Below are 12,919 nucleotides of genomic sequence, written 5' to 3' on the forward strand. Positions count from 1 at the left end.
TCACTACACTGAAAGCAATGCGCCACGCAACCGAATGTGCGTGGGCCTCACGCCTCCATGCGACGACACAAGACGCTGTTCTGGATTCTGATTGCAGCCGCCACGGGCGCTGCGGCATTGTTCGTGCCACTGCCATGGGCCGACACCACGCGCATTCGCAATGAGGTCGTGATTGCGCGGCCGCCTGCGGCGGTGTTCAACTACGTGTCCACGCCCGGCAACTGGCCGGCGTGGCACCCGTCTTCGCTGGGCGTGGCGGGTGCCACCGATCACTCGCTGCGCCCCGGCGAGCGCGTGACCGAGACCTTCGTGGTGGCGGGACGCAGCGGCGTGGTGGTGTGGACCGTGACGAAGAGCGATCCGCCCCGGGTCTGGCGGATCGAAGGCGAGATCGCTGGACGCAAGGCCGGCACGGTTGCCTATACGCTGACCCCGGCCCTGACGCCTTCGCTCACGCCGAGCGAGGAAAGCACGCGCTTCGAGCGGGAATTCAGCTACCAGTCGCCCACCTTGCTGTTTGTCCTGCTCAACCGCCTGATGCTGCGCCCGCGCATCGAGGCGGAATCGGCGGAAGCCGTGAGGCGGCTCAAGGCAAAGCTGGAAGCCTCGCGTTGACCGGGCGCCACGCGCCTTGCGCCGCGCCAGGATCCGCACTAAGTTGAAATTACCCTCCTTGTCGGCCGCGGCTGGCCGCAGTCCGCAGGGATCACATTGCCGGCTCCGTTGCGGGGCTGGCTGGTGGTCTGCGGTGCGGCGTGACGTGATGACGTGGTGACCCGAAAAGGCCAAATGAAAACCCTCCATCTTCCGATGCATGCCGCACAGGTACGCGCTGTGAGTCTGGCACTTGCGGCGGCGCTGGCCTTGTGTGCAGCCACGGCGTTGCGGGCCCAGCCGCAGGAAACCGGATCGATCACCGTGGGCGGATCGGCGCATGTGCGCGGGCCGGTGACTGTGCACGGCACGCTGATCGTCGCGGGACGGGTGCATGCGCGCGGCCCGCTGTCCGCCGCCTTTTTCTCCGGCCCCGCCACGGCCCGGGGGCTGCCCTATGCGGCGGGCTATCTCAAGGTCTTCAACGGGCCGCTGACCGTGCATGGCAACCTCGTGATCAAGGGCGACCTCAATGTCGACGGGCCCATCTCCGTCGATGGCCCGCTGGAAGCGAACGGCGGCATTGAAGCGGATGGCCCGATGCAGGAGCGCGAGTACGCACGCTGACGCGCGCGCATGGCCACGGCGGTGGTGTCCGGGGCGGCCCGTATTGCACAATATGGGCCTCGGATCACAACCCACCCCGGAGCCACGTCATGGCGAAGCAGGACATATTCGGCCTCAGGACCATTGCGCTGTTCGAAGCGGCCAAAGGCGCGCTGGTGATCGTGGCTGGCCTGGGGCTGGTAGCGTTTCTCCACCGTGATGCGCAGGCGCTGGCCGAATCGATCATCATGCGGCTGCACGTCAACCCGGCCAGCCGCTACCCGACGATTTTCCTGGCCTTGCTGTCGCACCCGAGCGATGCGCGCCTGTGGGCCATCGGCGGCTCGGCTGCGGTGTACGCGCTGATGCGCTTTGCCGAAGCGTGGGGACTGTGGCACCGGCTGGCCTGGGGAAACTGGCTGGGCGTGTTTTCCGGCGGCATCTACCTGCCCCTGGAACTCTACGAAGCGCTCGTGCATCCGACCTGGATACATGCAGGCCTGACCGTGGCGAACCTGCTGGTTGTGCTGTACCTCGTCAAGGGACTGGCGCGCCACGAAGTCAGATCCTGACAGCCGAAGGCCGGGGAACAAGCCGGTCCAGACCAAAGAGCGGGCTTCCGAAGAAGCCCGCTCTTTCATTGCGACGCCGAGATGCCGCGCGTGTCAGGCCGGAACCTGCGTACCCGTTGCGGCGGTCTCCTTCGAATGGAGGCCCCTTGCGGTGGCCACGTGCGCCGCCAGTACCGGGCGCAGGACCATCATGGCTAGGAACGCGGCGGTGAGGTCCATGGCGGCGACCGTGTAAAGCACGGTTGACCACGTGCCGGTGGCCTCCATCAGCAGGTTGCCGATCGGGACGAACAGCGCGCCGATGCCCTTGGCCGTGTAGAGCACGCCGTAGATCTTGCCGATGTGCTTGGTGCCGAACGCATCGCCGGCCAGCGCCGAGAACAGCGAATACACCTCGCCCCAGGCCAGGAACACCACGCCGGACAGGATCAGGAACGCATACGGATTGCTGCCGAAGTACCCGAGCGCGATGATGCCCAGGCCCTCCAGCGTGAACGCGATGACCATGGTCTTCTCGCGGCCGATATTGTCGGAGACCCAGCCGAACAGCGGACGCGAAATGCCGTTCATGATGCGGTCCAGCATCAGCGCGAGCGGCAGTGCGGCCATCACGAAGAAATGCAGGTCGACCTTGAACTCCTTCACGCCGAGGTCCTTCGCGATGACGCCGAGCTGCGCGACGGCCATCATGCCGCCGGTGACAACCAGCACGAACATCACCAGCATCAGCCAGAACAGCTTCGTGCTCATGGCTTCCTTGAGCGTGTAGTCGCGCGTGGCCTGGACCAGCTTCTGCGACGCCCTGACTTCATTGGCCTTGGGCGAGCGCAGGAACCATGCCGCGACAAAGGCGAGCGATCCTTGCAGGATGCCGAAGAACAGGAAGGTGGGCTGGAAGCCGGACGACTCGATCATCGCCGCGATCGGGAGAATCGTGGCCGCGGAGCCCGCGCCATAGCCGCCTGCCGTCAGGCCCACGGCGAGGCCGCGACGATCCGGGAACCACTTGAGCGCATTGTTGATGCAGGTCGCGTAGATCGAACCCACGCCAAGGCCGCCGACGGCCGCGCCGACGTAGAACCCCATCAGCGTGGTGGCCTGTGAATTGATGACCCACGCCGTGCCGATGAAGATCGCGCCGAACGCGACCATCATGCGCGGGCCGAACTTGTCGATGAAGTAGCCCTCGATCGGCGCGAGCCAGGTCTGGACCAGCACGAACACCGTAAAGGCGATCTGGATGCTGGCGCGGGACCAGCCATAGGTCTCCTGGATCTCCGGGACAAACAGCGTCCATGCGTACTGGATGTTCGCCGTGGCGATCATGCAGACGACGCCGACCAACAGCTGCATCCAGCGCGTGCGTTCGGAACCCTGCTGCGGGCGCAGGGCTGCTGCCGAGGGATTATTCATTGCGCGCTCCTTGCATCGGTTGATTCAAGTTGATTCAGACGGTTCAATGGCGCGGGGCTGCATTGGCAGGCAGAATTCCGGGGTCTGGCGTGGGTCGCTGTCATTTTCATGTCTCCTGTTCCATCGGCTTATTGGTTCGGGTATCTCTGCATTTTCAGGACGTGAAAATACCCTGGCTCTCCGGTATATGTTCCGGCTGCCGAAAATGGATAAAAATGGATTTCTCAGATCGACCGATCTGGTTTCGGACAAGTGGCTGGATCAATGTCTGGTCGTACCTCCAAAAAATTGCGTGCTTATCGCCAGATGACAGAATTGTCATGTTTCCGTTGTGCCAGAGCGCCTGATGCCCGGCATTGGGATACACAGTATGTGATATATCATGTAAGTCAAGGGAAAAGAGACATCCATGTGTTTATATGAATGTATTTATGCTGAGACGTTGTGGAAAGGGCGATTGACGCGTGTTCGGAATGAACCGCTGAAAAAAAAGCCCGCAGGCTGGGCGTGCGGGCCGAGGCGCGTGTCCGACTCCACCACGAATCGGCGACACGTATTGCGCGGATGGAAATATAAAAACTGTGATGCGGTTCGATTGATTATTGGATTATATTTTTGTGAAGTTGTATTGGGGTTTTCTCTTGGTATTTAGGCGATCGGCTCTCGCATGGACCGGTGGCGCAGCGCCGGTATGACGAGCGCCGTACTGGCGGCGAGCACGATGGCCAGCAGCGCGGCTGCGCCGACGCTGCCGCCGCCGCCTTCGGGTTCGGCCACGGCATTGGCGCCTCCGCCCTGGGCGGGTGCGGCGTCGGGCGCGGACTCGCGCCAGGACAGGTCTACCAGCACGGGGTCGTGATCCGAAGCGCGCCAGGCATCCGGCGCGTAGTAGCGCTGCTGCTGGGCAGCGCTGCGATACGCCTGCGCATAGGCAAAGGCAGCGGGTTCGTCGGCATTGACATGCCAGATGCTGACGCTCCGGATGCGCCTGGCAAGGGCAGCGTCGGCCAGCGCGTAGTCGAGGTAGCCCGCCTGGCCCTCGAATACATAGGTGTAGGCGTCGCGTCCGGCCAGGCTTGCCACCATGTCTTCGTATCCCTCTTTTGCCAGCAGTCGGATCGGCTCTTCCCGGGCATAGCTGTTGAGGTCGCCGATCACCAGCGTGCCCTCGGCAGCGACGCCGGTCGGCGCGGTCTTGAGCCAGCCGGCCAGCGTCCGGGCCGCACGCGAGCGGGCCGCGTTCCAGCAGCCCTGGCCGTCGGCCTGGTCGCGCTCGGGTCCCTCGGCATCCGCGCAGCTCTTGGACTTGAGGTGGTTGACCGCGACGGTGAACGACTGCGAGCGATTGCCGACTGGCGCGAATGTCTGCGCGAGCGGTTGCCGGCTGCGTGCTTCCAGCACTGTGGTCGCCGGTGTGCCAAGCGGCATCACGGTGCGCTGGTCATAGAGCAGCGCGACCGAGATGGCATCCAGGCCAAGCCTTGGCGTGCCGGGTTCGACGGCGCGCCAGTCCGGGCCTAGTTGGGACGCAAGGCGCTGCACGGCGCTGCGCGGACCAAAGCCGTTGTTCTCCACCTCCATCAGGCCGATCACGTCTGCGTCGAGCGCGCGCAGTGCCGCAAGCAGCTTGGCTTCCTGTCGCGCGAAGTCGGCGGCGTTGCGTGCGCCACGGTTGTCGGGCGCATCGAAGCCGCCGCCCTGGCCATTGCCGTTGAAGTAGTTGAGCACGTTGAAGGCGGCCACGCGCACGTCGGTGCCGGCGGCGCGTGTGGGGGCGGGCTGGCGTGGATTGGCGGGAGTGAACTGGATCGGCGCCGCACCGGGCACAGGCTGCACGCGCCAGTTGCCGTAGCGTTTTTCCAGCACGCCGCGCAGGCCGGTGACGGTGTCGCCGGCACGCACCGGGTTTGCGGCGCTCAGTGCCGGCGCGGGGTACGGAACGGTCGCGGGGTTCTGCTGGCTGGACCCATCGTCGAGCACCAGCCGGTTCAAGGCATTGTCTGCCGCAGCCTGCGCGGCACCTTCGCGCGGCGCGGCGACTGCGGTGGGAATGTGCAGGCGCCCGTGTCCGAGCAGCAGGCTGCCGTAGCGCCCGAGTTCGTGCGTGTCGTTGACGGTCAGCGTTTGCGGCACGGTGACCAGCATCCCCTCGAGTGCCCTCGGTGACATGTCGTTGGGGAAGGGCAGCGCGAGACTGGCCGGCGTGACCGAGCGCCCGGAAGCGCAGACCGATGGCATGCCCGACAAGGCCAGCTGGGTCTGTCCGTAGCGCTCCTCCACGGTGCCGGCCAGCCGCAACAGGTCGCCGGCGCGCGCGGCGTAGCGCGGCGCGTAGACGAACAGGCCTTCGGATACGCCCGCCCGATGCTGTCGCTGCGCGTCGGCCTGCTGGACAAAGAAGCCCATGAACCCATCGGGACCGCTGTAGTCGGCCGTGACCACCGCCTCGATCTCCACCAGATTGCCCGCCAGCGGGGAAGTGGCCGATGCCGCCCGCACGTCGGCAATGAAGGTGGACGGCGCACCGCATGGCGCGGCAGCAGCAAGGGCAAAGGTGGCGTGGCCGGCGAAAAACAGTCCGGCTTTCATGGCATTCAGCGGTTTCATCGACATGGCGGTTCCTCACGGATTCAACGGAAGCCGCGATGCTACGGTGCGCGAGTAACGAAAGGATTGCGGCCACGACCCGCGCGCTTGATCGTGCTAAGGTAGTGTCATCCCGCCGGCACGCGCCGGCAGCCCCCAACCACACACAGGGACATCATGATCAAGGAAATCGCGCAAATCACCGTCAAGCCTGGCAGCGAAAGCCAGTTCGAGGAAGGCGTGGGCAAGGCCAAGCCGCTGTTCCTGCGTTCGCGCGGCTGCCATGGCGTGCAGTTGTTCCGCTCGATCGAGCAGCCGCAGCAATACACGCTCGTGGTCGAATGGGAAACGGTCGAGAACCACATGGTGCATTTCCGCGAAGCGCCTGAATTCCAGGAGTGGCGCGCTCTCGTCAGCGACTGCTTCGCGGCGCCGCCGCAAGTCGGCCACGTATCCAAGGTTCTCTGAGCCGGCCCCCGATGCCCGCGCCTCAGGAGCGGCCCCGCCATTTCTCCATGCTGCGCGAGCTGCAGCTTGCGGACGTGTTCACGCTGGGCAATGCGGCCTGCGGGATGGCATCGGTGTTCTTCGCCATGTTCTACGTGGCCACGCCGACGCCGTCGCATTTCTTCACGGCGGCCGCGCTGGCGCCGCTGGCCTTCATCTTCGACGTGCTGGACGGGCGCATCGCGCGCTGGCGGCACCAGCATTCGGCGCTCGGGCGCGAGCTGGATTCGCTGGCCGACATCATCTCCTTCGGCGTCGGCCCGGCCACGCTGGCGTTTGCCGCCGGCATGCGCGGCGGCTGGGACCTGGCGGTGCTGATCTTCTTCGTCTGCTGCGGCGTCAGCCGGCTCGCGCGTTTCAACGTCACAGCGGAAACGCTGTCGGCCGGTAGCGACAAGGTGAAGTACTTCGAAGGCACGCCGATTCCCACCAGTGTGCTGCTGACCGGCGTGCTGGCCTGGTGCGCCGCGCAGCAACGCCTCGACGTGGCGCTGCCCGGCGGTTCATGGACCATCGGCCCGGCGGACTTGCACCCGCTGGTGCTGCTGTTCGCGCTGTCGGGGTCGCTGATGGTCAGCAAGACCCTGAGGATCCCCAAGTTCTGACGCTGTGGCGCGCCGCGCTCAGCCGTTAGCGGCTTGCGGCGCGGCCGCATTGCCTGACGTCGCGGCACGCCTGGCGAACAGTGCCAGCAGCGCCGCGACGAAGCACGCCGCGCCCGCGGCATACAGCGCCGGCGTATAGGTCAGCAGCAGGGTACGGCTCAGGCCCGCGCCGAACGCTGCGGTGGCCGCGCCGATCTGGTGGGCGGCAAAGATCCAGCCGAAAACCATCGGCGCACGGTCGCGGCCGAAAGCGGTGGCGGCCAGCTTGACCGTGGGCGGTACGGTGGCGATCCAGTCCAGGCCGTAGAACATCGCGAAGATCGACAGGCCGTACAGCGTGAAGGTCGAATGCGGCAGCCACAGCAATGACAGGCCGCGCAGCCCGTAGTACCAGAACAGCAGCTTGCGGCTGTCATAGCGGTCCGACAGCCAGCCGGACAGGATGGTGCCGACAAAGTCGAACGCGCCCATCATGGCCAGCGCCGAGGCGGCCGGCACGGGGCCCATGCCGAAGTCTCCGCAGAGCGCGATGAAGTGGGTCTGGATCAGCCCGTTGGTGGACAGGCCGCAGATGAAGAAGGTGCCGGCCAGCACCCAGAACGTCTGGTTGCGCATGGCATCGCGCAGCACGACGAAGGGGCCGCGCAGCGTGAGCGGGGCGGGCGGTGCGGCAGGGGCAACGGCGGCCGCGGCGGGCACCTCCCCGAATGCGGCCAGCCCGATGTCGGCGGGGCGGTTGCGCATGAGCGCGAACACCAGCACGGCCAGTACGGCGCAGCCAACCAGCACCGGCAGCACGGCCACGCGCCAGCCCATGTGTTCGATCAGCCAGGCGGCGGCCGGCAGAAACGCCAGCTGGCCGGTTGCCGAGCTGGCCGTGAGCAGGCCGATCACCAGCCCGCGCCGCGCGCTGAACCAGCGATTGGCCACGACGGCGGCCAGAACCAGCGCGGTCATGCCGGAGCCGATGCCGAGCATCACGCCCCATGCCAGGAACAACTGCCACAGTTGCGTGACGACGGTGGCCAGCGCCATGCCGCCGGCAATCAGCGCCAGCGCTGCGCAGACTACGTTACGCACGCCAAAGCGCTCCATCAGGATCGCCGAGAACGGGGCCATCAATCCGAACAGCGCGAAACGGAAGGCCAGGATCGATGAAATCTGGTCCGTGTTCCATCCCATTTCGCGCGTCAGCGGTTTGAGGAAGGCACCGGGCAGGCCGAGCGCGGCCGATGTGGTGAGCATGACAAGGAAGGTGACGGCGGCGATGAGCCACGCATAGTGGATGCCGCGCCGGTCGAGCCGGCTGGAAATTGCCTGGGCGAACATGGGGTTTCTCTCTGTCAGGGGCGCTTGCTGGCGCCCCGGGGTGCCTCGGCCATCCGCGTTCTGGCGGGGGCGCGGAGAACGGTGATTCGGGTCGTTCCGGAAGGGCTGGCGGTTAGCTGGAGGCGAGCAGCCGTTGACGGACGGCATCCAGGATGTTGTCCGACAAGGTGTCGCCTTCCACGGCGCGCGCCAGCGTGACCGCACCGACCAGCATGGCCATGCGGATCAGCGCTTCCTGCCGACGCGAGTCCGCGTTGTCGCTGGCCACCGTCGATTCCATGTCCTTGACCAGGGACCGGAGCCCCTCCAGGTAAGCCAGCCGTACCGGCTTGTCCGCCGGCTCCCTTGCCACGTCGCTGGCGAGTGCCACGGCCGCGCAGCCGTGGCCAGGATCGGCGCAATGGGCCTGCGTCAGGTATGGCTCGATCAGGCTGGCCAGGATGGCTTGCGGGTCGCCGGCGGCACGCTCGATCCGGCGTTCCCAGCGCGCGGCCGATTCCTCGAAAGCACGTTTGCAGGCTTGCGCCGCGAGGGCGTCTTTCGATGCGAAATGCCCATAGAAACCACCATGCGTCAGGCCCGCGCCCGCCATCAGTTCGGCCACGCTGACCCCATTGAGCCCACGTTCCCGGAACAGCCGCGCCGACGCCTGTTCGATGGCTTCCCGATTCTTGTCGACCTGTTCCCGTGATGCGCGCGCCATCTGAAGGCCCCTCGAAAATGGATGTTTGACGCAGTTTAGATGATGGTCATAATTTTTTCAATAAATGTTGGTGGTAATTTAAGTCGATGAGAGTGGCTTGAAATGTGCATACATATGAAGCCGTCTTCAGCGCCGTGAAGGGATTTCCCGTATTGTCTCGGTTGATCCGTGCCGGGCAGCACTCCGGCCGCAACCCGACCCGCGCCGTGTCCAGTCCCGCTCCGCTCCAAACTGCCTCAACCCCGGCGCCAGCCGCCATGGGCTCGCCTGCCATGACTGCTCGCGAGCGCCGCGGCATGGCGGCCATCATGATTGCCGTGGCGCTGGCCACGCTGGACACGGCGATCGCCAATACCGCGCTGCCTTCCATTGCCGCGGACCTGAATGCGACGCCCGCGGCGTCGGTCTGGGTCATCAACGCCTATCAGCTCGCGATGGTGGCCACGCTGCTGCCGTTCGCGGCGCTGGGCGGCATTCTCGGGCACCGGCGCGTCTATATCGGCGGCGTGACGCTGTTCATTGCGGCCTCCGTGGTCTGCGCACTGGCGTGGTCGCTGCCATCGCTGGCGGCGGCGCGCGTGCTGCAGGGCATCGGGGCCAGCGCGATCATGAGCGTCAATACCGCGCTGATCAGCGCGATCTTCCCGATCCAGCGGCTGGGCCGAGGGGTTGGGCTGAATGCGCTCGTGGTGGGCGTGTCGTTCGCGCTCGGGCCGACCGTGGCTTCGGTGATCCTGTCCTTCGGCACGTGGCCGTGGCTGTTTGCCGTCAACCTTCCGATCGGCCTGCTGGCGCTTGGTATCGCGCGTGGCGCGCTCCCGCAGACGCCGCGCAGCCAGCACGGGTTCGACCGCGTGGCCGCGCTGCTGAACGTGGTGGCATTCGCCGCGCTGATCTTCGCGCTGGGCGAGGGCGCCCAGCGCGCGCCGCTGGCGGAGTCGCTGGCCGCGGCGGCGATCTTTGTCGTGGCGTTCGGCCTGCTGCTGTGGCGCGAGCGCGGCCACCCCGCACCGATGCTGCCGGTCGACCTGTTCCGCAGGCCGATGTTCGCGCTGTCGACGCTGACCGCGATCTGTTCGTTTGCGGCGCAGGGGCTGGCCTTTGTCTCGCTGCCGTTCTATTTCCAGCACGTGCTCGGGCGCGGCCAGGTGGAAACCGGATTCTTGCTGACGCCGTGGTCCGTGGTGGTGGCGCTGATGGCTCCGATCGCCGGCCGGCTTTCCGATCGCTATCCGCCGGGTCTGCTGGGCGCCGTCGGGCTTGCCGTGATGAGCGCGGGCATGGCGTCGCTGGCCTTGATGCCGGCCAACCCGAGTTCGCTGGAGATCGGCCTCCGCATGTGCATCTGCGGCGCGGGCTTCGGCTTCTTCCAGTCGCCGAACCTCAAGGCACTGATGGCCAGCGCCCCGCGTGAGCGCAGCGGCGGCGCCAGCGGCGTGATCGCGACCGCACGGCTGCTGGGCCAGTCCACGGGCGCTGCGCTTGTGGCGCTCAGCTTCGGCCTTGCGGGCGACCATGGGCCGGGCCTGGCGCTAACGCTGGGCGCCGGGTTTGCAGGCGTCGCGGCCATTGCCAGCGGCCTGCGGCTGGCGATGCCCGCGGTCAAGCATTGACTGGCTGAGCTGCAAGCCCTGTACGGCGGCGGCAAGCGGCAAAGTCGCCGTCGGCCTAGAATCACCCATTCCACTGCAGGCATCCTCTTCACGCGGCGCGACCGCGCGTCGTGCGCAGATCCGCAAGACAAGGTATCCCCATGAGCCATCTGTTCGATCCTCTCGATATCGGCAAGCTGAGCCTGTCCAACCGCATCATCATTGCGCCGATGTGCCAGTACTCGGCGCAGGACGGCAATGCCGGCGACTGGCACATGATCCACCTCGGCTCGCTGGCGCTTTCCGGCGCGGGGATGCTGATCCTCGAGGCCACGGCGGTATCGCCGGAAGGCCGTATCACCGCGGGGGACCTGGGCCTCTACGATGATGACAACGAGGCTGCACTGGGCCGCGTACTGGGAGCCATGCGCGCGCACTCGCCCATTGCCGTGGCGATCCAGCTCGCGCACGCCGGGCGCAAGGCGTCGAGCCAGCGGCCGTGGGAGGGCGGCAAGCAGGTCCGGCCCGACGCGCCCGAGGGGTGGCAAACCGTGGCGCCGTCGTCCGTGCCGCATGCGCAGGACGAAGTGCCGCCGACCGCGCTGGACCGCGCGGGCATGGACAAGGTGCGCGATGATTTCGTCGCGGCGGCGGTGCGCGCGGTGCGGCTGGGCATCCAGGGCATCGAGATCCACGGGGCGCACGGCTATCTCCTGCACCAGTTCCTGTCGCCGCTGGCCAATCATCGCGATGACGCGTACGGCGGCAGCCTGGAAAACCGCATGCGTTTTCCGATCGAGGTCTTTGACGCCGTGCGTGCGGCCGTGCCCGCGGACGTTCCGGTGTGGATGCGCATTTCCGCGACGGACTGGGTGCCGGGCGGCTGGGATATCGACGGCACGGTGGCGCTGTCGAAGGCGCTCAAGGCGCGCGGCTGTGCGGCCATCCATGTCACCACCGGCGGCGTTTCGCCAGCGCAGGCCATCAAGCTGGGGCCGGGTTACCAGGTACCTTACGCCCAACGCGTGAAGGCCGAGGTGGGCCTGCCCACCATCGCCGTGGGCCTGATCACGGAACCCGAGCAAGCCGAGGCGATCATCACCGGCAACGAGGCCGATGCGGTGTCGCTGGCCCGCGCGATGCTGTACGACCCCCGCTGGCCGTGGCATGCCGCCGCCAGGCTGGGCGCGAGCGTGGTAGCGCCGAAGCAATACTGGCGCTCGCAGCCACACGAACTGAAAGACCTGTTTTCGGACGCTAGCTTCGGCCAGCGCTGAGCCATCTTCAGCCGAAGCCGAAAGACGAAGAGGAGGCCGCATGAAACCCCGTGTCACTCTGATTACGCTCGGCGTCGATGACCTGGAGCGCTCGCTGCGCTTCTACCGCGACGGGCTGGGCCTGCCGACCCAGGGCATTATCGGCACGCAGTTCGAGCATGGTGCGGTGGCCTTCTTCGACCTGCAGCCCGGCCTCAAGCTGGCCGTCTGGCCACGCGCGAGCCTCGCCCACGACACCGGCCTGCCGCTGTCCGTCCGAGCGGCGGCGGGCGCTTCCCTGGCGCACAACGTTGGCAGCCAGGGCGAGGCGGACGCGGTGATGCAACAGGCGGCCGCTGCCGGCGCCACCATCGTCAAGCCCGCGCAGACGACCTTCTGGGGCGGCTACGCCGGCTATTTCGCGGACCCGGACGGCCATCTCTGGGAAGTCGCGTGGAACCCGCAGATGCTGCCAGTCGACTGACCGCAGGCGAATGTGCGGCGCAGGCCGCAAGGCTGGTGCGCGCACTATAGTGGTAGCGGATCCTACGCGGCGTTATAGACGGAGGGAAGGCACCATGAAGGCAGGCAAGACAACGCTCGGGCGGGCGCGGCGCACTGCCGCGATGGCACTGGCGGCGGCGCTGTTGACCGGTCTGGCCCCGGCTTCGCACGCGCAGTTGGGTGACGTGCTCAAGAACCCCATGGGTGGTGGCGGGGCGGAAAGCGCGGGCAGTGCGCTGGGCGGACTGGGTAGCGGTCTTTCGCTGCAGTCGCTTTCCTCGGGCAGCCTGGGCAATGTGGCTGGGCTGCTCGACTTCTGCATCAAGAACAACTACCTGGGCGCGGGCGGGGCGGATTCGGTCAAGGACAAGCTGATGGACAAGCTTGGCGGACCGTCCAAGGCCTCGACCGATAGCGGCTATGGCAACGGCACGAGAGGCATTCTCCAGGACGGCCACGGCAAGACACTGGACATCAGCGGCAGCGGCCTGAAGGCGAAGGCCACCGAACAGGTATGCGAGAAGATACTTTCGCAGGGCAAGTCGTTCCTGTGATTTTGCGCATCGCACCAACGATTTACCTTATTTCGCAGGGATTTCCATGATTGCCACTCGGCTTTGAAGTGGCAATCATGGATCGCAACAGACAGCAA

At 66.4% G+C, this 12,919-nt stretch carries 13 protein-coding genes; 9 read left to right on the top strand and 4 right to left on the bottom strand.

The window, feature by feature from the left end; genetic code table 11:
• The first annotated feature begins 57 nt into the window (after positions 1–57).
• The 3 genes from AC3FKH_RS09995 to AC3FKH_RS10005 all read left to right on the top strand — a co-directional run bounded on the left by AC3FKH_RS09995 (position 58) and on the right by AC3FKH_RS10005 (position 1,772).
• Positions 58–615: an SRPBCC family protein gene (locus tag AC3FKH_RS09995; protein ID WP_488675121.1), complete on the top strand. Its 558-nt coding sequence runs from the start codon at positions 58–60 to the stop codon at positions 613–615.
• A 174-nt stretch (positions 616–789) separates the two neighbouring features.
• On the top strand, positions 790–1,221 hold the full coding sequence (locus AC3FKH_RS10000) for a hypothetical protein (protein ID WP_488675122.1): 432 nt from the start codon (positions 790–792) through the stop codon (positions 1,219–1,221).
• An 89-nt stretch (positions 1,222–1,310) separates the two neighbouring features.
• Positions 1,311–1,772 (top strand): DUF2127 domain-containing protein, encoded by a 462-nt coding sequence (locus tag AC3FKH_RS10005; RefSeq protein ID WP_488675124.1) that lies wholly within the window; start codon positions 1,311–1,313, stop codon positions 1,770–1,772.
• A gap of 93 nt (positions 1,773–1,865) precedes the next feature.
• Here AC3FKH_RS10005 and oxlT read toward each other — a convergent pair whose 3' ends face one another.
• Together oxlT and AC3FKH_RS10015 are read right to left on the bottom strand one after the other, a co-directional pair.
• Positions 1,866–3,185, bottom strand: a complete 1,320-nt coding sequence (gene oxlT / locus AC3FKH_RS10010; protein WP_488675126.1) for an oxalate/formate MFS antiporter — start codon at positions 3,183–3,185, stop codon at positions 1,866–1,868.
• 648 nt (positions 3,186–3,833) lie between these two features.
• Positions 3,834–5,798, bottom strand: coding sequence for an ExeM/NucH family extracellular endonuclease (locus AC3FKH_RS10015; protein WP_488675128.1), 1,965 nt, complete (start codon positions 5,796–5,798; stop codon positions 3,834–3,836).
• 150 nt (positions 5,799–5,948) lie between these two features.
• Between AC3FKH_RS10015 and AC3FKH_RS10020 the strand changes: the two genes are divergently transcribed.
• Together AC3FKH_RS10020 and AC3FKH_RS10025 are read left to right on the top strand one after the other, a co-directional pair.
• Positions 5,949–6,239: an antibiotic biosynthesis monooxygenase family protein gene (locus AC3FKH_RS10020; RefSeq protein ID WP_483734249.1), complete on the top strand. Its 291-nt coding sequence runs from the start codon at positions 5,949–5,951 to the stop codon at positions 6,237–6,239.
• An 11-nt stretch (positions 6,240–6,250) separates the two neighbouring features.
• Positions 6,251–6,883, top strand: a complete 633-nt coding sequence (locus AC3FKH_RS10025) for a CDP-alcohol phosphatidyltransferase family protein (protein ID WP_488675130.1) — start codon at positions 6,251–6,253, stop codon at positions 6,881–6,883.
• Between the two features lie 18 nt (positions 6,884–6,901).
• Here AC3FKH_RS10025 and AC3FKH_RS10030 read toward each other — a convergent pair whose 3' ends face one another.
• Together AC3FKH_RS10030 and AC3FKH_RS10035 are read right to left on the bottom strand one after the other, a co-directional pair.
• Positions 6,902–8,212 carry an MFS transporter gene (locus AC3FKH_RS10030; RefSeq protein ID WP_488675132.1) on the bottom strand — a complete coding sequence of 437 codons (1,311 nt, stop codon included), beginning with the start codon at positions 8,210–8,212 and terminating at the stop codon, positions 6,902–6,904.
• Positions 8,213–8,324: 112 nt separating this feature from the next.
• Complete coding sequence (locus AC3FKH_RS10035; protein WP_488675133.1) at positions 8,325–8,915, bottom strand: TetR/AcrR family transcriptional regulator; 591 nt, start codon at positions 8,913–8,915, stop codon at positions 8,325–8,327.
• 272 nt (positions 8,916–9,187) lie between these two features.
• Between AC3FKH_RS10035 and AC3FKH_RS10040 the strand changes: the two genes are divergently transcribed.
• The 4 genes from AC3FKH_RS10040 to AC3FKH_RS10055 all read left to right on the top strand — a co-directional run bounded on the left by AC3FKH_RS10040 (position 9,188) and on the right by AC3FKH_RS10055 (position 12,821).
• Positions 9,188–10,528, top strand: a complete 1,341-nt coding sequence (locus tag AC3FKH_RS10040; RefSeq protein ID WP_488675135.1) for an MFS transporter — start codon at positions 9,188–9,190, stop codon at positions 10,526–10,528.
• A gap of 140 nt (positions 10,529–10,668) precedes the next feature.
• Positions 10,669–11,784: an NADH:flavin oxidoreductase/NADH oxidase gene (locus AC3FKH_RS10045; protein WP_488675137.1), complete on the top strand. Its 1,116-nt coding sequence runs from the start codon at positions 10,669–10,671 to the stop codon at positions 11,782–11,784.
• Positions 11,785–11,824: 40 nt separating this feature from the next.
• Positions 11,825–12,247, top strand: a complete 423-nt coding sequence (locus AC3FKH_RS10050; RefSeq protein ID WP_488675138.1) for a VOC family protein — start codon at positions 11,825–11,827, stop codon at positions 12,245–12,247.
• 94 nt (positions 12,248–12,341) lie between these two features.
• On the top strand, positions 12,342–12,821 hold the full coding sequence (locus AC3FKH_RS10055) for a DUF2501 domain-containing protein (protein ID WP_488675140.1): 480 nt from the start codon (positions 12,342–12,344) through the stop codon (positions 12,819–12,821).
• The last annotated feature ends 98 nt before the right edge of the window (positions 12,822–12,919 follow it).

It is taken from the genome of Cupriavidus sp. 21MJTG02-4 (genome assembly GCF_057798975.1).

Coding starts and splice junctions, on each gene's coding strand:
- AC3FKH_RS09995 (WP_488675121.1), top strand. CDS start 58: ATGCGACGACACAAGACGCTGTTCTGGATTCTGATTGCAGCCGCCACG.
- AC3FKH_RS10000 (WP_488675122.1), top strand. CDS start 790: ATGAAAACCCTCCATCTTCCGATGCATGCCGCACAGGTACGCGCTGTG.
- AC3FKH_RS10005 (WP_488675124.1), top strand. CDS start 1,311: ATGGCGAAGCAGGACATATTCGGCCTCAGGACCATTGCGCTGTTCGAA.
- oxlT (WP_488675126.1), bottom strand. CDS start 3,185: ATGAATAATCCCTCGGCAGCAGCCCTGCGCCCGCAGCAGGGTTCCGAA.
- AC3FKH_RS10015 (WP_488675128.1), bottom strand. CDS start 5,798: ATGTCGATGAAACCGCTGAATGCCATGAAAGCCGGACTGTTTTTCGCC.
- AC3FKH_RS10020 (WP_483734249.1), top strand. CDS start 5,949: ATGATCAAGGAAATCGCGCAAATCACCGTCAAGCCTGGCAGCGAAAGC.
- AC3FKH_RS10025 (WP_488675130.1), top strand. CDS start 6,251: ATGCCCGCGCCTCAGGAGCGGCCCCGCCATTTCTCCATGCTGCGCGAG.
- AC3FKH_RS10030 (WP_488675132.1), bottom strand. CDS start 8,212: ATGTTCGCCCAGGCAATTTCCAGCCGGCTCGACCGGCGCGGCATCCAC.
- AC3FKH_RS10035 (WP_488675133.1), bottom strand. CDS start 8,915: ATGGCGCGCGCATCACGGGAACAGGTCGACAAGAATCGGGAAGCCATC.
- AC3FKH_RS10040 (WP_488675135.1), top strand. CDS start 9,188: ATGACTGCTCGCGAGCGCCGCGGCATGGCGGCCATCATGATTGCCGTG.
- AC3FKH_RS10045 (WP_488675137.1), top strand. CDS start 10,669: ATGAGCCATCTGTTCGATCCTCTCGATATCGGCAAGCTGAGCCTGTCC.
- AC3FKH_RS10050 (WP_488675138.1), top strand. CDS start 11,825: ATGAAACCCCGTGTCACTCTGATTACGCTCGGCGTCGATGACCTGGAG.
- AC3FKH_RS10055 (WP_488675140.1), top strand. CDS start 12,342: ATGAAGGCAGGCAAGACAACGCTCGGGCGGGCGCGGCGCACTGCCGCG.